The following is a 17,496-nucleotide window of genomic DNA, read 5'->3' on the forward strand; positions in this document are numbered from 1 at the left end:
TCCGATTTTTATTGAGATGGTGTCGAGAAGATAAGGGCGTTACCCCGCGAAAAATCGGGGTCAGGCTTTCACTACTCGCTCTCTGCGAGGAGCTCAAACATACCGTTTAATCCTTAACGCAAACCCAACTAGGTTTAGGTTTTTAGTAAGAATTGTAAATTTTTAATTATTCATTGTTAATTAAAACATGTCCATTAACCACATAGTAACACCATTAGATTCTGCTATTCTAGATTCTAAATCGCAATATGTCTTTTACCATAAAATGGTAGATTTCGCTTTTAAAGAATTAATAGTTTCCGTTCAAAGAGAGCATATATGTAGCAAAATAGAAGTTCAGCTTTTTAAGCAATACTGCGATTTGCTGTTATATTCCATTGAAGCTATGCGGGTTAAATACATGTATGATGACGAAGATAATATGAAGGTGGATTTAACAGATTCTGGACTTCCTAATTATTTAGAATTCCGTTATTTGTTTAACGATTTAGAATTACGTGATGAATATCTTGGTAAATTAACACCAATAGCAACACTTAAAGATGAGTTTTTAGACACACTAATGCGAAAAAAGCAGCCTATTAGTAAAAGTAAACTGTTTCAAGCTTCGTCTATCGTTTATTATACATCAGTGAATAAGCAATACATCTTTAATAAGTTCGTACAAGGTAAAATTTTAACAGCACCAGAGGATGTAGATGCCGATTTACTAATAAGTTGGAGCTTTTACGATGTGTCGCATAACCGACCTTTTATTTGCTTCATGTATTTTAATTATGATGGTAATCGTGTTAACGATTATCGTGATGAGATTTATGAGGTTTTAAAAACAGTTGCCGATAGAGATATGTCCCTAGATACCATGGCTTATACCATTGATAGAAAATTACCAAAAATTTCGCCAAAACTAATTAAACGAATAGATTTAGGTCCAATACACAACGTTTTTGCAAAAGACGAACATAAGGTTACACACACCATTTTAGAGAGTATAGGTAAAAAAGAAATCCCTTTAGAGTCGTATGCTATTTCATTACGAGTCAATGAAGTTGTTTCAAAAAGTGAATTTAAAGAAGGAAGTTTTTTTAGTAAGCAAATCTTGCAACGTTGGGACGAGGTTTTTAAACAAAAATACATTTTAGCACCACACCGTATTATTCAATTACTGTATAACAAAACACCAGAAATAATGAATGATTTGGAGAAAGCGCCTATTGAAATTTCAGGATTAAAAATAAAATAAATTGAGTTTAAAATCGCAATGTTAGTTTTCAGTATTGCGATATAAAATATAAAAAAAAATAAAGATTTTAAGGTTATGTAAGCAGAGCTGAGAAGCACTGTAAACTGTAACTGAGACTGAATTCTAAAAGAAAATGGAACACAATTCGACATTTCCAATAAAATTAACAGAACTTGATATGCTTCGCGATGAAGCTTCTTCTTACTTAAAAAGTATTCAGTGGGAGCAAGGGGCGCGTGCAAAAAATAGAGATAAAGATGCCAATGATGAATCTATCTTATTGTATTTGTCTAGGGCTAACAATGGCAGTTCGGCGAGTATAACTTCGGTATCAAAAACTATTTTAGCTTTAAAAAAGCGATTATTACCAGATTCTGTGGCGCTTCCTATATATTTAAACCAAACGTTATATGCGGTACAAGAAGGTATTAATTTAGGAATATGGATAAAAGATAGTTATTACGATGCATCCGGATTATCAAGTTTAAGCGAGAACAAATCGGCTCTGGATAATAACGGAAAACGCGAGTTTGAAAGTAAATTGCATACCGCAACGGCATTTATGTTGTTTGCCACCGCCTATAAAATATTAAATGATTTAAAACCTTATGCTTCGGACGATTTAAGTGTTATGAAGCAGAAGTTTGCTGGAATCCCAGAATTGTCTTTAATGTCGCCATTAAAAGGAATTTCATGTAGTTTATTTTATTTTGATAAATACTTAGACCATCCTGAAATTATAAAATCTGATAAAGATGTTGTTGATTTCACAGTGGTTTATTTTGAAGCTTTAATTGATGAAATTCAGTTAAGAAAAAGCAGTTTAGAGTACACAGAAACGATTGAAGATAGAACCTATAAGCTTGAAAAATCTGACTTCGCAATTTCTGGTTGGAATAATGTGTTTCAAGGCACAGCAAAAAGCATTGAATTTAATAAAATTAAGTTCGAACAAATTGTCGGTAATCGAGATGCAAAACATTTTGCACGTCGTTTAACGGAGCGTATGTTGAGTTACGATTTTGCAGTAAAAAGGAATCCATTCCAAGAACTTGGTGGATTTATGCCAGTGTTTATGGGGTATGGAATTCCAGGAACAGGAAAAAGTATGTTAATTGCAGCTATTGCAACGCGTTTAAAAGAGCATTGTGATACTTTGGATATTCCGTTTTTATTCCACCCAATGCCAGATACCTTGATTTCTACATTTCAAGGTGGATCTGCCGAAAAAATGGTGGAATGGATGAAACCTATGCAAGATCCAACAAAATTAATTTTTGCACCTATTGATGATGCCGAAAACAATTTACAAGAACGTACAAATCAAGGTGTTTCAGCGGGTGTTAAAGAAGTTATTGGCGTGTTTTTAAGATATACCGAAGGTGCTTATGCTGTTAATTATGGTAATAGTTCCATTGGGTTATTTACTAACCTTCCAGAAATGTTGGATAAGGCGGTAATTTCTCGTGTGCAAGGTCGATTCAAGATTGATGGTGCAAGAACAGAGAATGATTTTTTAGATCAAGATCATATATGGTGGCGTAAATTAGACGATACTATGCCAGATTTTGTGAACATGCAAGGACCAGAAAACTACGCCTATTTGCAAGATCAAGGTTTAGCAAAAAACATGGGGGATATTTTAAGCAACGTGGATAAGCCTACAGAAGCTCGCGTTCACGAAGTTTATGATAGGGTAGAAAAGCAGTTTAAAACCAATCAGCATTTATTTTATGCTAATTTGTATAAGGAAATGCAGGCTGTATTTCCATTTTTTTCTTCCCGAGATGTACGTAATATTCAATCGGCAATTTCATTGCGATTAACCGATTTTGATTTGGAAGAAGATTGGTTTGAAAATCCAGAAATCTATTTTAAACAAGATTATGATACCAAGTTTAATATGCTGCAAGAATTAATGCGAGGAAATATGAAAGGATTAGATTTTTCTGAGATTAGAAGACAGGAAGTGGTGCGTTATTTAGATAATGTGGCAACCATTGCAGATACCGATTTTAAACGTAAAGTCGATGAAAGAGTCAACCAAATAAATATAGAAACCAAAGCTAGAAACACTTTTGAAAATGAGCGATAAGCACATAAAAAATATTGAAACCAAGTTACTTTCAGATAACTATTATATCCTTAATAGAGTCACTTTCGATTATTTAATGTCAAGTGGGGAATGGGTAAACCAAATGCGCGAAGTTTACGATAGAGGTGATGGCGCTGGAATTCTACTCTATAATATAGAAAAACAAACGGTTATTTTAACTAAACAATTTAGAATGCCAACGTTTTTAAATGATAATAAAGATGGTTTTTTAGTGGAAGTTGCTGCAGGTATGCTGGATAAAGACAATCCTGAAGCTTGTATTATTAGAGAAACCGAGGAAGAGGTAGGTTATCGTTTAAAATCCGTTAAAAAGGTATATGAAGCTTATTCTTCACCTGGAGTTATGACAGAGAAAATGCACTTTTTTATTGGGGAATATACTGATGCTATGAAGGTGAATGAAGGCGGAGGTGTAGAAACTGAACATGAGGATATTGAAGTATTAGAAATGCCTTTTAAAAATGCAGTAAATATGTTGAATAATGGAGAAATTGTAGATACACGAACTATTGTATTACTGCAATATGCTATTATTCATATGTTGTTGGGCTAAATTTGTTTTTCCTGCCAATGCAGGAATCTATTTTGGAAAATTAATAAAGTAAAAATCAATTTGGATTTACATTTTGACCTCGTTGCAAAAATAATGAGATTTCCACTTTCGTGGGATTAGGAATATGGACAAACTAAAACAATCAAACCTATACAGGAGCGAACTCATTCCCGTAAGCGGAAAGCTTATTGAGCGTTACAACAAATGCTTAGTAAAACTTGGTTTTTCTGAAACCAAGTTAAACACCTTTCACATTGATGGTATGGGTTGGAGTCCTGAAGTTGCTAAAGAAAAAGAAGAACTTTATTACTTAAATAACGGGGAAGCCAACCCGCATGGCATCATCATTTCGCCGCTTCAAAAAGGGAAACCGGTGTATTTACCGTTTCATACGTTTGATAGGGATATGATGAAGTTTGTCTTTAAAATTCACGACCAAAAGATTAAAGACATCACTAGAGACTGTGCTATTTGTTTAGATTTTGATCAAGGAATCGATGCTTTTTATGAGCCCTTAGATGTTTTAAAATATGATAAAGTCACCATCAATTTTCATCTTATCGATAATTTAAAAAATGTTCAAAAAGAACAATTAAAACTTGTAGAAACCTTTAAGCGAGGTAATAATTTTATTGATGAAACCTTGCATCAGCAAATTTTAGAATCTGCTAAATCGTATGGCGATTTAAGAACTAGAAATTTAGATTTACACGAGTTACAATTTGCAACTGATTCGTTTTATACAAGAGCTTTTGGAGGTGTTTATGTTTTAAGAGATTTTATAAAACCTATTGTTGTGTTTGAAGATGAAACATGGCATAAAGAAGCCATAAAGGATACCAATTACGATGTTTTAATTTATCATATTGAGCAACCTGAGCTTATGAATAAACTTAGAGATCATGTTATTATAGAATACGATTTAGAAAAAGTAATGACCACAAAACGTTACGAGCGTATCAAGAAATTTGAAATGGCTCAGCATTTAAAAAACGTGAAACACCCGGTAAAAGATATTTTAAACGACCCCATATTATTTAAAAGTTATCTAAACAAACTTGATATTAATGCAAGAAAAAAAGTAATGAGTGTGGAACGCTATTTGGAGAAATTGGAAACAAGTAATCAATATAAAATTGCCGATATTGTTGATGAAAAGCTATTTGAAGCTTTACATAAACCACATTCTTCTTTAGATGCTAAACATCAAGATTTAATTTGGAAATTATTGGTTAATATTTCACCAAAAGACATTTTATTTTGGTATTGGTATGATAAAGAAGCGTTTTATACCAATTTTAAAAACTGGGACGATTCGTTTAAAGATTGGGTGGTTGAAACGATTAGTAACAATATATAATTAATTTAGACTAATAGTTTATAAGGTTAAAAGGACGTTCTCTATTGTTTAAATAAACACTCAGTATAAAAATTAATTGCATGATTTTAAGGAAATAAAAAACACTTTTATCATGCTGTAAACTTAAAATTATGACACTAGAACTCATCGTATTTATAGGCGCTATTCTATTCGGAATCTTTTTGTATTGGAGAGAATCGAAAGGTAACGGATTGTATCGTTTTTTTAATAAAATAATGAATTCAAAAGAACTTCAAATGAAGCCTCATGATAAAACTGGTTTTGTTTATCAACAAACATTTTTATTACGATTGGTTTTTGTTGGTTTCTTATTTTTAATAGGAATTGTAGTAGTTCGGTTTTTAATTCCAATTGATATAGCTACCATATCCATTTTTGCATCAATGATTGTTGGAACTATAATTGGTAGCTATTTAGCAAATTTTATTTTTAAATCAAGCGAAGTTATTGATGAAAAAAGCGAATCTCTTGAAGATATGGTTCATGATACTTTTGAGAAAGGAAAAGACTTTATTGAAGATTTAAAAACTGAAAAACCTAAAGTGATTAAGGAAACGAAGAAAGAAATTGCTATAGAACCTAAAACAGAGGAGAAGAGTGCTAGACAACGTTTAAAGGATAAGGGATTGCTATAAGTCGAATTCAATTTCAAAAAAAAATTAAAAAGTATTCCGTCTTCGGGGAAATGAAAAATAAAATTACAGATGATTAAAAACTACTGGAATAAAGGAAAGAAACAAAAAACAACTACCATTATTGGTGCATTAGTTTTACTAATTGTGCTGTTTGTTTTACGAGACGATTATCAACCTGCTTTATTGTTTGTTAGAAAATTTATTTTCATCATTTTACTTAGTGGTATCGTTTTGTTTTTAGGTTTACGAAAATTTAGGAAATCGGCAACAACAGGAGGAAGATTAAGTATTTTAGTGGTATTACTCGTATTTTTTGGCATGTTGTATGTGGTAGGTTGGCATTTTAAAATGTACGACTATATGAAAACGTATAACGTATTTAATAATCTTAATAAAACCGAAATTAACGAATTGCCATTAACTCAAAATGAACGTATCCAACCACTTCGTAATGTGTTTTCTATGGCTAATGAAAGTGTTGGAGAAACTAAAGATGTGTCCTTACCACATTTAGTTAGAATTGGAAACGAGAATAAATGGACTATGGCCATTCAGCCTACAGAAAAATATATGTGGCAAGGAATGACTGATAATACCGAGGAGGTTTTTGCAGTTTCAAGTACTACACCGTTTCCTAGATTTTCTAGCGAGAATAGAATTCCGGTAACATTTTCTATAGGAGAATCTTTAAAGTTTAGCAGAAACACGTATAACGCCGTAGTACAACGTTTTAACTTTTTTCAATTGTTTTGTTTGGAACCAAGCGATACCTATTACATGATAAACGATTCTGGTAAATGGGTAGAAGTGGTTAGTTTAATAAAATGGAAAGGCTTCTTTTTTCCTTATCCTACTTTTGGTGGTGTTATGGTGATTGATAGCGGCGAGCACGATTTTAACGATTATATCGAACGTATTTTAATAGGAAAAGGAAAATATGTTAGTCCGGAGGAAATGAGTAAGTATCCGTTTTTAATAGGACAAAATACCCTCGCCGAAAAAGTATCAAGATTACAAGCCGAATCATTAAAATTTTTAGGTGGATTTAGCGACCCATTACCTTGGAATATGGAAACAGCCGTTAAAATTCCAAATCTTGCAGACGACCAAAACCAACAGCCTTTTGTAACCGATTTTAATTTTACAGACACTAAAACAGGGGCTTATAGCGGATTGTATCACTGGTTTGGTCTAGAGCCAGTAGGTAATGAAAGAACAAGTTTAACATACAGCGTTTTTGTACCTGCCGATGGAAGCAAAAATTTTTATTATTACGATCATGCATCAAAAAAAGAAGGATATGCTGGTGTTTCTGCCATGCCTTTAAAAGTTATAGAATCCCGTAAGGAATTTGATTGGTCGGTTAATAAACCTGTAGAATTTAGGCCTTACATAAAAGAGATTGCTGGTAGAAAACGTTTATTTTTCCTAGGAACAATTTCTGCAGTTCGCGAAGATTCAGGTAACTTTGATGGTTCTGCAACTCCAGATTTAGCATTAGTAGATAGCGAATATCGTGATGTGGTTTGGATTGATGTTAAACACCCGAGTGAATGGGATAAAACGGTTTACGATCAATTAAATGAAGCATGGCGTTCTAGCGAAAAAATAGGATATTATTTTGTTGAAGAATCTAAAACCATCGATATGGTTGAGCAGGCAAAAGACACCATAAATTTAATTCCTCAAGTGGATAAAAAAGCTGAGGAAATTGCAAGGTTACAAAGACAGATTGATTCTTTGAAGTCCTCTAATTAGAATGTTAATTTATTCTTTTTTCTATTCCAAGCATACCCGTTCTAGGGCATTATTAGAAATTGATTCTATTAATTTTCATTGTGATGATATAGGACTTTATACGTTTACCAAATATCACAATTTTGAATATAACCATGTATCGCTAACAGATAAAGTGTCTTGGGGAAATTTGTTATATGAAACATTTGACTTAACCCTGCTCACATTATTATCAAAAAAAGAAATTATCATAGAGGTTGTTAACTATGATGAAATATTCTGGTCTGGCATTTATAAGCATAAAAAAAGAAAATTTTTAGTAAAAAAAGGTGTAGAGAGTAACCAGGATGATCTTTTTTCAAAAGCAATTTTAAATACGTTACATAAATTATTAAAAAGACCTAAAGAAGAAGTGCTTTTTCATGAGCTTATAACCGGGGTGTTTAATGATTTTGTTGGTCAATATGAAAAGTATTTAAAACCAGACAAAAACATGTTACTTCAAATTTTAAATCTTTATACCAATAAATATGATTGGTTAACATTTAAAGAGGGGTTTAATATGTTTGGACCACTTTGTACATATAAAATAGAAATTGAACCAATATACATTCCAAAATTAAATATGCAATTTAAGGATGTTAAGGAGTTTCAAAAAATGTCTCTAAAAGGTAATGTGCAATATGCACAGTTAAGACGGAGAATAAGGGAGGTTTTAGAGTTTAATAATACAATTAGGTATAGTTTATATAGTAGAGGGAGTACTAGATTTGATAACGGAATTAATTTTGTTATTCCTACAAATTATTAAACACCAATTCCATTTTAATATCACATCGTTTATAAGGACAATTAGCTTCTACAGGAATTTCGTTAAATCCATACTTTTTGTAGATATAAATAGCATTTTCAAGCTTTCTATTAGAATAAATGATAAGTTTAGGGATATCGTTTTGTTTTGCAAAATCAATACAATGTTGCATGAGTTTCTGACCAATTTTTTGCCCACGTTGGTCTGGAGATACTGCCATTTTAGTTAATTCGAAGGCGCCTTTATTTCCTGTTGGCATTAAGGCAACCGTTCCCACAATATCCTCATAAGCTTTAGCAAAAAAAATATGACCGCCTTTGTTAATTATGTGCTTTTCTGGATGACTTAATACATCTTCATCATAAGGTTCAACATAAAAAAAAGTTTGTAGCCATTCAATATTAAGCGCATAAAAATGTGTAGCATATTGGTTTTTAAATTGAATAATAGTTTTCATTACATCTTGTTTTGCTTTAATCTTTCACATTTAGTAATTGCTTTGTATCATTCACTTTAATCTAGTATTAAGCTTTGCTTGAAAACTATTTCTTATAGCCGAATATGAAAATACATTAAAAGTTGTAATATTTTCAAACGTATTAATCATGTGCTTTAATTGTATTTACGTGAATTAATAGTTTAACAAAATTTTAAGTGTATATGTTTAGGCCTTTTAATATAAGGATTTAACTTCTTTAAAAACCTATAAAAATTGTTTTATTTATTTCCATTAAATTTATGTAACATCTAAACCAACTAGTTATTCGTATATCTAACAAATGCAGGTTAACATACCAATATGCTAGCTTAATTTGGATAATTAATTGGATTTGTTTAATAACATAATTAGAGTAGTTTTGTTAAATAAATCTAGATTATCCTAAAAAATAAATTTTGAATATTAAATGTGCATCATTATTTGTTTTAGGCATTTAAACACAAATTAAAATAGACTTAAAAACATTAAAACAAGAATTTATGGAAAATAACAAAAGTAATACAGGACTTAAAGTAGGTTTAGGAATAGCGCTAGTTTTATTTTTAGCAACAGGATTTTATACAATGAATCTATATAGTAATAGTAAAAAAGTTCAGAATGAATTAACTGAAGAAAAGCAGTTAGTTATGAATGATTTAAATGCTATGGCTAAACAATATGATGATGCTATTGGTGAGAATGAAATTTCGAATAGCAACTTAATTGAAGCAAGAGCTCGAATTCAAGGTTTAATAGATTCTTTAAAAATTTCTGAAACTAACGTAAAGAGTTTATGGAGGTATAAAAGTAAATATGCATCATTACAGAAAGAAATGGATGTATTACTTGCTCAGAATGATTCTTTAAGAGTTGAGAATTCATACTTGGCAACATCATTAGACAGTACACGAGTTCGTTTAGAAGAGCGTACTATTTTTACAGATTCATTATTAGTTCAAAACAATGCATTGGCCGAAGTTGTATCTAACGCGGCTATACTAAATACTATAGGTTTAAAAGGTTTTGGAGTTATAGAAAGAACTTCAGGAAAATTAATACCAACTGAAAGAGCAAGAAGAGCAGATAAAATTAGAGTTTGTTTTACAGTAGCTAAAAATACTTTAGTACAAGCTGGAGACGAAGAGTTATATGTGCAAGTTATAGATCCTAAAAGCAATATTTTAGGCTTAAACGAACAAGTTACTTTTGGTGAGAAAACATTAAACTACAGCATAATAAGTAAGTTTAATTATGAAAATGCTAGTCTTAATGTTTGTGAGTTTGTTACTTCTAACACAGATTTTGAAAAAGGACGTTACATAGTAAACGTTTTTAATGAAAAAGATTTAGTTTCTAGCTCAGAGTTTACTTTAAAATAATCCATTGTATCCCTATAAAGTTGAAAAGCCTCAAGCGTAAAGTTTGAGGCTTTTTTTATTTAATAATGTTTATATATATTTGGCTAAATTTTCTATTTTAGAAAAAGATAGAACTAACCAACCAAAAAAGACAGGAGAATGAATTCGCCTGTCTTTTTTTATAGCAATTAGTATTTTAATTACTTAAGTCCTCCAACCATGTCTTCTGGCTTTACCCAAGCATCATAATCTTCAGCTGATACATATCCTAAATTAACAGCTTCTTCTTTTAAAGTTGTTCCATTTTTATGTGCAGTATTAGCTATTTCTGCAGCTTTATAATACCCAATTTTTGTGTTTAATGCGGTAACAAGCATTAAAGAGTTGTTTAAAAGTTTGGTAATCACTTCTTGGTTTGGCTCTATACCAATAGCGCAATGTTCTTCAAAACTAGCACAAGCATCACCAAGTAGTTGTGCAGATTGTAAAACATTAGCAGCCATAACAGGTTTAAAAACGTTAAGTTCGTAATGTCCTTGCATACCACCAACCGAAACAGCAACATCGTTACCCATAACCTGAGCACAAACCATAGTTAAGGCTTCACATTGTGTTGGATTTACTTTTCCAGGCATAATTGAACTTCCTGGTTCGTTAGCAGGTATAATAATTTCACCAATACCAGATCGCGGGCCAGAAGCCATCATTCTAATATCATTTGCTATTTTATTTAAGGAAACAGCCAATTGCTTTAATGCACCATGGGTTTCTACTAAGGCGTCGTGAGCAGCCAAAGCTTCAAACTTATTAGGCGCCGTAACAAATGGTAATCCTGTAAATTTAGCAATGTATTCTGCAACACGTTTGCTATAGCCTTTAGGTGTATTTAAACCTGTTCCAACAGCTGTTCCCCCAAGCGCTAATTCGCTTAAATGAGACAAGGTGTTTTCTAGGGCTTTTAAGCCATGATCTAATTGGGCTACATAACCTGATAGCTCTTGGCCAAGTGTAAGAGGCGTGGCATCCATAAGATGCGTTCTACCAATTTTTACAACATTTTTAAAGTCTTCAGATTTATTTTTTAAAGTATCTCGTAGTTTCTTTACACCAGGAATGGTGGTCTCAACAATTTTCTTATAGGCTGCAATATGCATTCCTGTTGGAAACGTATCATTTGAGGATTGCGATTTATTCACATCATCATTAGGTTGAATTGTTTTTTCGCCTTCACCTATAACTTTTCCCGCTATTTGATGCGCTCTATTAGCAACAACTTCATTAACATTCATGTTACTTTGCGTTCCCGAACCTGTTTGCCAAATCACTAAAGGAAATTGGTCGTCATGCTTCCCATCTAAAATTTCATCGCATACTTGCGCAATTAAATCCCTTTTTTCGATTGCTAATGCACCCAATTCGCAATTGGTATAAGCAGCAGCTTTTTTAAGGTATGCAAAGCCATAAACTATTTCTAGTGGCATGGATGCTGAAGGTCCTATTTTAAAATTATTTCTAGAGCGTTCAGTCTGTGCTCCCCAAAGTTTATCGGAAGGCACTTTAACCTCGCCCATAGTGTCTTTTTCAATTCTGTATTTCATGATGTTTTTGAAGATTAAATGCTAAAACAAAATTACAATTTTTGGTAGGTATTAGCAATTTAAAACAACATTTAAATTAAAAGAATCATTTGTATAAGATCAATTAAATTTTTATTAACTTATCGCACTTATAGTATTCTTATCACATGAAAATAAATAAGTATCAAATTGTTATCACAACAATTTTATTAATTGGTTTGTTGTTTTTAAATCAATTTATTTCATCCTATTATGCATCAGAGAATAAAAAAATTGAAGATACGCTAAAGAAAACTCACTCCGATGCCCTGATTCGAGCTCGAGCTGGTATTGATGTTTATGCAACCTTAGTTTCCTCTTTAAAAAGTTATACTAAAAACAATGCTTCTTTACCAACAGATATTGAACTGCAAACCTTTTTGAAGGATTTATTAGATGAAATTAAATTCAATAACTCCATTATTGTTAACTATATCGATACAACTCATGTTTTTAGATACATTATTACTCCAAATGAAATTGATCCTCTTCGACTAAAAGGAGTTTCGGTAAAAGATTTTGTGGATAAGGATAGGATTGATCAATTAAATAATCTCATGCTTACAGAAGATATTAGCTTATTTACTCCAATAAATTTAAGAGAAGGTTGGGTGGGGTTTCCATTTAATTTTTCTGCAAGAGATAAAAACAATAATTTATTAGGTTATTTTACACCTATTATAAATGCAAAGTATTTATTAGATTATTTCTATGAAGGAAATAGTAGTAAGGAATTTGTACACAAATTTAGGGTGGAAGATTCTTTTGATTTAACTAGAGAAACCTATTACGACGGGTCTTCAATATATAATGTAGATAAGGATTTAGAGTATTATAAAAATTTTGACGTCAAGGAGGACGATTATATTTATTCAGATATTAATGTTTTTAACTTAAAATTAAAGGTAGGTAGTGCCTATAAAAATAAACCTAAAGTAAACAACACCCTTGCGTTTTTGGCTTATTTATGGTATGTTATAATTTCTTTTTTAATCATAATAATATATAATCAATTTTCAAAAAACATAGCGCTAAATGAAAATTTAAAAATCGCAAATGAAGAAATAAGCAATCAAAATTCAGAATTAGCGACTAATTTATCTAAAGTACAAACCCTAATAAAAGAGATACACCATAGGGTGAAAAATAATATGCAAATGATTTCGGGGATTTTGACATTGCAGCAGGATGAAAGTAATGACACGAAAGTAAAAACAGCATTAGAACAAAGTAAAAACAGAATTAATTCTATGGCTTTAGTTCATGAAAAACTATATGGTAGTATATCACTTAAGGATATACGTGCAAAAGAATATTTGGAGCAATTAATAGATTTTGTTGAGCGAACTGTTAAGTCAGAAGATTTAAATTTAAAGAAGACTATTACCATTGACAAAGAATTAAATTTTGATGGAGACACTACTTCAAACCTAGGTTTAATTATTAATGAATTAATAACTAACTCCTTTAAATATGCCTTTAAAAATGATAGGATCAACTCATTAAGTATTTCAATTTTACAAGAGCTAGATTATTACGTGTTAATTTATGAGGATAGTGGTCCGGGTATGCCTGAAAATTACAATTTTGAAAATTCAAATTCGTTAGGAATGCAACTTATTCTGATATTAACAGAGCAGCTTCAGGGAAAACTTGAATATTCAAATGCTAAAATGAGTACGTTTATAATTTATTTTAATCCTCTTATTCCTAGCTTTAAAGACTAATCACTTCAATAACGCACTGTTTTTAACATTTTTAAGAGTTTTACTATTATAAATAACAGCATTTAAGCTTTTATTTTCAATGTTTTAAAACATATCGAATAATACTATTATTAAAAATCATAAAGCCATTCATTTAATACGTAATTACAATTTCTTTTTAACATTAAAATAACGCTTATGGTATCGATTAGGAGTTTTAATTCTATTAAATTAGTAGGGTTAAATTAAAGTTCAATATAAAATATATAAATTATGGCAACAATTAGATTAGGAGATGAAGCTCCAAATTTTACAGCACAGACTTCTGAAGGTGAAATTAATTTCCATGAATGGCTAGGGGATAGTTGGGGGATTTTATTTTCTCACCCGGCAGATTACACACCTGTTTGTACAACAGAATTAGGTACGGTGGCAAAATATACCGAGGAATTTAATAAGCGAAACGTTAAAGTGGTTGCTTTAAGCGTTGATGGTTTGGAATCTCATCATGGGTGGATTAAGGATATTAACGAAACACAAAATACGAGTGTTAACTTCCCAATTATTGCCGATGAAGATAGAAAAGTATCTGAGCTTTACGACATGATTCATCCGAATGCTGATAGTAAACTTACTGTGCGATCGGTTTTTGTAATAGGTGATGATAAAAAAGTTAAATTAATTATTACTTATCCAGCATCGACTGGAAGAAATTTTGATGAATTATTACGTGTTATTGACTCTTTACAATTAACAGCTTATCATAAAGTAGCAACACCTGCTAATTGGAAAAACGGTGAAAATGTGGTAATTAGTCCAGCAATTTCAACGGCTGATGCTAAAGAGATATTTACTAAAGGAGTTAATGAAATTAAACCGTATTTACGTATGACTCCTCAACCTAATTTAGATTAGTGAATAACTCTGTTAATAAATCTTATTTTGATATTGTATAAGAAATGACTTTGCATTATCTTTGCGTAAGATTTTAAATAGATACTTACAATTATGTTTGATTTTGACCAATATTTAGGCTTTTTAGCATTTTTAACCATACTTACCATAGGATTTTGGTTAATGATTTTTTTATTAACTTTTGTTATTCCTTATTGGATAGGAGGTTCTTTAATTGAAAGATTGAAAGAAATTAGAGAAGAAAAGAAAGCTAAGCGTCAAGCTTAAAACATAAAATATTATATAAAAAAAGGGGAAACTAATTTAGTTTCCCCTTTTTTTATGCGTTAGAAGTTCTATCCCTCGAAATCCATATCGTCATCTAGGTTGTTATTTCTGCGCTCGTTACGCATTTTTTGCTGATTAAACCTGTATCTAAATGATAGGTTAATTTGGCGTTGTCTATATTGAGTTTCGTTATATCGCTCAAAAAACTCTGTAGTGGTTAGGGTTTTTCTTTTTCTTGAATTAAACACATCTCTTACGTTTAAAGAAATAGTAGCATTATCATTTAGTATTTCTTTACTAAACGCCAAGTCTAAGCTAAAAATACCTTTATTATAGGACTGTGCATCTTGACTAGCGCCGCGATAATTAGCATTTGTTTGCCAATCGATTTTTGCAGGTAATGCTACCTTGCTACTAAAACGAGCAAACCAACTTGTATTTTTTGCACCATAATCTACACCATTAAATGTTCCAATAGTTTTAAATTGAAAAACATTAAAGCTGCTATTTAATCTTAACCATTTATTTGGGTTGTATAAAATTCCGAATTCTCCTCCAGTTCTTGCATTAGAAGATAAATTAACAGGAATTGTTCTTATTATGTCAATGCCGTCGGTGGTTTGTTGTCCCGTGTTTTCTTCTACACGTTCAAAAGAATCGGTTTCATATTGATAATATATAGATGATGTTAAGGTTAATTTATCCCATCGTTTTAGGTAACCAATATCAAAGGCACTTGCATAGGCTGGACGTAGGTTAGGGTTTCCTTGAAATACATTAGTTCTACTTGAACGAGAAGGAAATGGGTTTATAAAGTATCCTCTTGGTCTATTAATACGTCTGTTGTAACCTAAAGTTATGCTTTCTTCGGATTCAGACTCGCTTTCTCCTATATTATATATTAAGTTTAGGGTAGGGAATAGGCCAAAATAATTATTGTTAAAATCGGTATCTATAGGGAAACCAAATGCTTCTTGTAATTCGGTATCACTTAATCTCGAATTAATGACCCCCTTAAGTTGTGTGTTTTCTAAACGTAAGCCAAGGAGAAAAGAAAACTTACCATATTTAGTACCATACTGGGTATATAAAGCATTAATATTTTCGGAGTAATCAAAAACATTTGTAATGGTATCGTTTACAAAATAGCTACCATCGTTAATATCTTCTTGTTCTAAAATATAATCTTTGATTTCGTTTTTAAAGTTTCCTCGATATCCAGCTTCAAATCTTGCGTTTTCTCCTAATGGTAGTACGTAATCTAATTGTAATAAATATTCTTTTTCATCTTCAATCTCATTTACTATTTCCTTCTGTATATCGTCAGGATTTGTTTGGTTAGTAAAAAGATAATCTTCAGTTATGCTTATTAATTGTTCTTCGGAACCTTTTTCGTATTGCAAATCGGCTGTTAATTCGTGACCTGCATCATTAAATTTAGTAATGTAGTTTAAAGCAAATTGGTAGTTGTGGCCGGCTTCATCTTGATTCTCTTTTCTGAGAGTTTGCTCTACAAGATTTTCGTTATTATATCTGTCACTATAATTTTCAGATAAATCGGCATCCTCTCCATACCTATAAAAAACACTACCAGTTAACGATGTTTTTTTAGATAGAAAATATTCCATACCTAAACTTGCATTATAGTTTCGGTTTATACGAGTAACATCTTGATCCTCTATTATTCTTTCAAATTCTGGAGATTCAGTAACACCATCAACTAATTTATCAAAATATTCGGTATCATTAAAGCTATTTCTAGGCGAATCAAAATATCTGTAGCCCAAGTTAGAGAAAAGATTAAACTTTTCTGTACGGTAGTTAATATTTGCTGAAACTCCAACAGATTCAGGAGAACCCGCTGTTAAATTTAAAGAGCCGTTAAAACCCAAGGTTTCTTTTTGTCTTAGTATAATATTTAATATTCCTGCGGTACCTTCGGCATCATATCTGGCCGATGGTGAAGTAATCACTTCAACGCGTTCTATGGCTTCGGCTGGTAATTGGCTTAAAACGTTTGTGTCTCCAAAACCTGCCATAGCTGAAGGCTTGCCATTAATTAAAACTCTTACATTTTCGTTTCCTCTTAAACTAATAGAACCCTCAATATCAACAGCAACTGAAGGTACATTATTTAAAGCATCGCTAACGGTTCCACCGGCAGTTGTAAGGTCTTTACCAATGTTGTATATTTTTTTATCAAGTTTAATTTCAACCGTTGTACGTTCGGCTATAATTTCCACTTCACCTAAAGACTCTGCATCAATTTCAAGAAAAAAACGGCCAATATTTTCAGGTTTTGTTATTTGTTTATTGGTTAAGGTAATTGTTTTAAAAGAAATATACTCAATAGAAATATCATAAACTCCAGAAGGAACAGAGATTTTAAAGTTTCCTTTAGCATCTGTAATACCGCCTGTTATAATTTTGTTTTGAGTTTTACTATAAAATGCTATAGTAGCATATTCTAACGGGAGGTTTGTTTCTTTGTCTAAAACAACTCCAGTGATATTAACTTCTTTTCCTTCTGATTTTTGAGCGAACCCAGAGATATTAACCTCTTTTCTTTCTGAATTTTGAGCAAATGAAAACTCAGTAAATAGTAATACAGCTATTAGCAGCACATAGTTTTTAAGCATAAGTAACCTTTAAAAAATTTGACTACAAATTTAACTTAAGC

Annotated in this window: 14 protein-coding genes; 11 read left to right on the forward strand and 3 right to left on the reverse strand. The window is 31.5% G+C overall.

Annotation, left to right across the window (positions count from 1 at the left end):
* The first annotated feature begins 187 nt into the window (after positions 1–187).
* The 7 genes from ABJM36_RS02645 (at position 188) to ABJM36_RS02675 (ending at position 8,476) form a co-directional block, all read left to right on the forward strand.
* Positions 188–1,243 carry a hypothetical protein gene (locus ABJM36_RS02645; protein ID WP_348448890.1) on the forward strand — a complete coding sequence of 352 codons (1,056 nt, stop codon included), beginning with the start codon at positions 188–190 and terminating at the stop codon, positions 1,241–1,243.
* A gap of 133 nt (positions 1,244–1,376) precedes the next feature.
* Positions 1,377–3,338, forward strand: coding sequence for an AAA family ATPase (locus ABJM36_RS02650; protein ID WP_348448892.1), 1,962 nt, complete (start codon positions 1,377–1,379; stop codon positions 3,336–3,338).
* The gene (locus tag ABJM36_RS02655) at positions 3,328–3,912 is read left to right on the forward strand and encodes an NUDIX domain-containing protein (RefSeq protein ID WP_348448894.1); all 585 of its coding nucleotides are present in this window, start codon (positions 3,328–3,330) and stop codon (positions 3,910–3,912) included. The genes ABJM36_RS02650 and ABJM36_RS02655 overlap by 11 nt, the downstream gene beginning before the upstream one ends.
* Positions 3,913–4,036: 124 nt before the next feature.
* The gene (locus tag ABJM36_RS02660) at positions 4,037–5,272 is read left to right on the forward strand and encodes a DUF6638 family protein (protein WP_348448896.1); all 1,236 of its coding nucleotides are present in this window, start codon (positions 4,037–4,039) and stop codon (positions 5,270–5,272) included.
* A 131-nt stretch (positions 5,273–5,403) separates the two neighbouring features.
* The gene (locus tag ABJM36_RS02665) at positions 5,404–5,928 is read left to right on the forward strand and encodes a hypothetical protein (RefSeq protein ID WP_348448898.1); all 525 of its coding nucleotides are present in this window, start codon (positions 5,404–5,406) and stop codon (positions 5,926–5,928) included.
* Positions 5,929–5,997: 69 nt separating this feature from the next.
* Positions 5,998–7,686, forward strand: coding sequence for a hypothetical protein (locus ABJM36_RS02670; protein ID WP_348448900.1), 1,689 nt, complete (start codon positions 5,998–6,000; stop codon positions 7,684–7,686).
* A gap of 1 nt (position 7,687) precedes the next feature.
* Complete coding sequence (locus tag ABJM36_RS02675) at positions 7,688–8,476, forward strand: hypothetical protein (RefSeq protein WP_348448902.1); 789 nt, start codon at positions 7,688–7,690, stop codon at positions 8,474–8,476.
* Here the strand turns inward: ABJM36_RS02675 and ABJM36_RS02680 are convergent.
* A complete protein-coding gene (locus tag ABJM36_RS02680; RefSeq protein WP_348448904.1) occupies positions 8,463–8,933 on the reverse strand; it encodes a GNAT family N-acetyltransferase in 471 nt (156 codons plus the stop codon). The two genes, ABJM36_RS02675 and ABJM36_RS02680, sit on opposite strands and share 14 nt — an antisense overlap.
* A 521-nt stretch (positions 8,934–9,454) precedes the next feature.
* Here ABJM36_RS02680 and ABJM36_RS02685 point away from each other — a divergent pair.
* Positions 9,455–10,333: a chromosome partitioning protein ParA gene (locus ABJM36_RS02685; RefSeq protein ID WP_348448906.1), complete on the forward strand. Its 879-nt coding sequence runs from the start codon at positions 9,455–9,457 to the stop codon at positions 10,331–10,333.
* A 179-nt stretch (positions 10,334–10,512) separates the two neighbouring features.
* Here the strand turns inward: ABJM36_RS02685 and fumC are convergent, their stop codons facing one another.
* Positions 10,513–11,910 carry a class II fumarate hydratase gene (gene fumC, locus ABJM36_RS02690; protein ID WP_348448908.1) on the reverse strand — a complete coding sequence of 466 codons (1,398 nt, stop codon included), beginning with the start codon at positions 11,908–11,910 and terminating at the stop codon, positions 10,513–10,515.
* Positions 11,911–12,056: 146 nt separating this feature from the next.
* On the opposite strand from fumC, the gene ABJM36_RS02695 reads away from it, so the two are divergent.
* The 3 genes from ABJM36_RS02695 (at position 12,057) to ABJM36_RS02705 (ending at position 14,816) form a co-directional block, all read left to right on the forward strand.
* Positions 12,057–13,655: a sensor histidine kinase gene (locus ABJM36_RS02695; RefSeq protein ID WP_348448910.1), complete on the forward strand. Its 1,599-nt coding sequence runs from the start codon at positions 12,057–12,059 to the stop codon at positions 13,653–13,655.
* Positions 13,656–13,907: 252 nt separating this feature from the next.
* Positions 13,908–14,549 carry a peroxiredoxin gene (locus ABJM36_RS02700; protein ID WP_348448912.1) on the forward strand — a complete coding sequence of 214 codons (642 nt, stop codon included), beginning with the start codon at positions 13,908–13,910 and terminating at the stop codon, positions 14,547–14,549.
* 93 nt (positions 14,550–14,642) lie between these two features.
* Positions 14,643–14,816 carry a hypothetical protein gene (locus ABJM36_RS02705; RefSeq protein WP_326283304.1) on the forward strand — a complete coding sequence of 58 codons (174 nt, stop codon included), beginning with the start codon at positions 14,643–14,645 and terminating at the stop codon, positions 14,814–14,816.
* Positions 14,817–14,884: 68 nt separating this feature from the next.
* On the opposite strand, the gene ABJM36_RS02710 is transcribed toward ABJM36_RS02705, so the two are convergent.
* Complete coding sequence (locus ABJM36_RS02710) at positions 14,885–17,455, reverse strand: outer membrane beta-barrel family protein (RefSeq protein WP_348448914.1); 2,571 nt, start codon at positions 17,453–17,455, stop codon at positions 14,885–14,887.
* Positions 17,456–17,496 lie beyond the last annotated feature (41 nt).

The sequence above is a fragment of the Algibacter sp. genome (assembly GCF_039977455.1).
Lineage (GTDB): Bacteria > Bacteroidota > Bacteroidia > Flavobacteriales > Flavobacteriaceae > Algibacter_B.

Excerpts from the sequence above, each read along its gene's own strand:
- ABJM36_RS02645 (WP_348448890.1), top strand. The coding sequence starts at position 188 with ATGTCCATTAACCACATAGTAACACCATTAGATTCTGCTATTCTAGAT.
- ABJM36_RS02650 (WP_348448892.1), top strand. The coding sequence starts at position 1,377 with ATGGAACACAATTCGACATTTCCAATAAAATTAACAGAACTTGATATG.
- ABJM36_RS02655 (WP_348448894.1), top strand. The coding sequence starts at position 3,328 with ATGAGCGATAAGCACATAAAAAATATTGAAACCAAGTTACTTTCAGAT.
- ABJM36_RS02660 (WP_348448896.1), top strand. The coding sequence starts at position 4,037 with ATGGACAAACTAAAACAATCAAACCTATACAGGAGCGAACTCATTCCC.
- ABJM36_RS02665 (WP_348448898.1), top strand. The coding sequence starts at position 5,404 with ATGACACTAGAACTCATCGTATTTATAGGCGCTATTCTATTCGGAATC.
- ABJM36_RS02670 (WP_348448900.1), top strand. The coding sequence starts at position 5,998 with ATGATTAAAAACTACTGGAATAAAGGAAAGAAACAAAAAACAACTACC.
- ABJM36_RS02675 (WP_348448902.1), top strand. The coding sequence starts at position 7,688 with ATGTTAATTTATTCTTTTTTCTATTCCAAGCATACCCGTTCTAGGGCA.
- ABJM36_RS02680 (WP_348448904.1), bottom strand. The coding sequence starts at position 8,933 with ATGAAAACTATTATTCAATTTAAAAACCAATATGCTACACATTTTTAT.
- ABJM36_RS02685 (WP_348448906.1), top strand. The coding sequence starts at position 9,455 with ATGGAAAATAACAAAAGTAATACAGGACTTAAAGTAGGTTTAGGAATA.
- fumC (WP_348448908.1), bottom strand. The coding sequence starts at position 11,910 with ATGAAATACAGAATTGAAAAAGACACTATGGGCGAGGTTAAAGTGCCT.
- ABJM36_RS02695 (WP_348448910.1), top strand. The coding sequence starts at position 12,057 with ATGAAAATAAATAAGTATCAAATTGTTATCACAACAATTTTATTAATT.
- ABJM36_RS02700 (WP_348448912.1), top strand. The coding sequence starts at position 13,908 with ATGGCAACAATTAGATTAGGAGATGAAGCTCCAAATTTTACAGCACAG.
- ABJM36_RS02705 (WP_326283304.1), top strand. The coding sequence starts at position 14,643 with ATGTTTGATTTTGACCAATATTTAGGCTTTTTAGCATTTTTAACCATA.
- ABJM36_RS02710 (WP_348448914.1), bottom strand. The coding sequence starts at position 17,455 with ATGCTTAAAAACTATGTGCTGCTAATAGCTGTATTACTATTTACTGAG.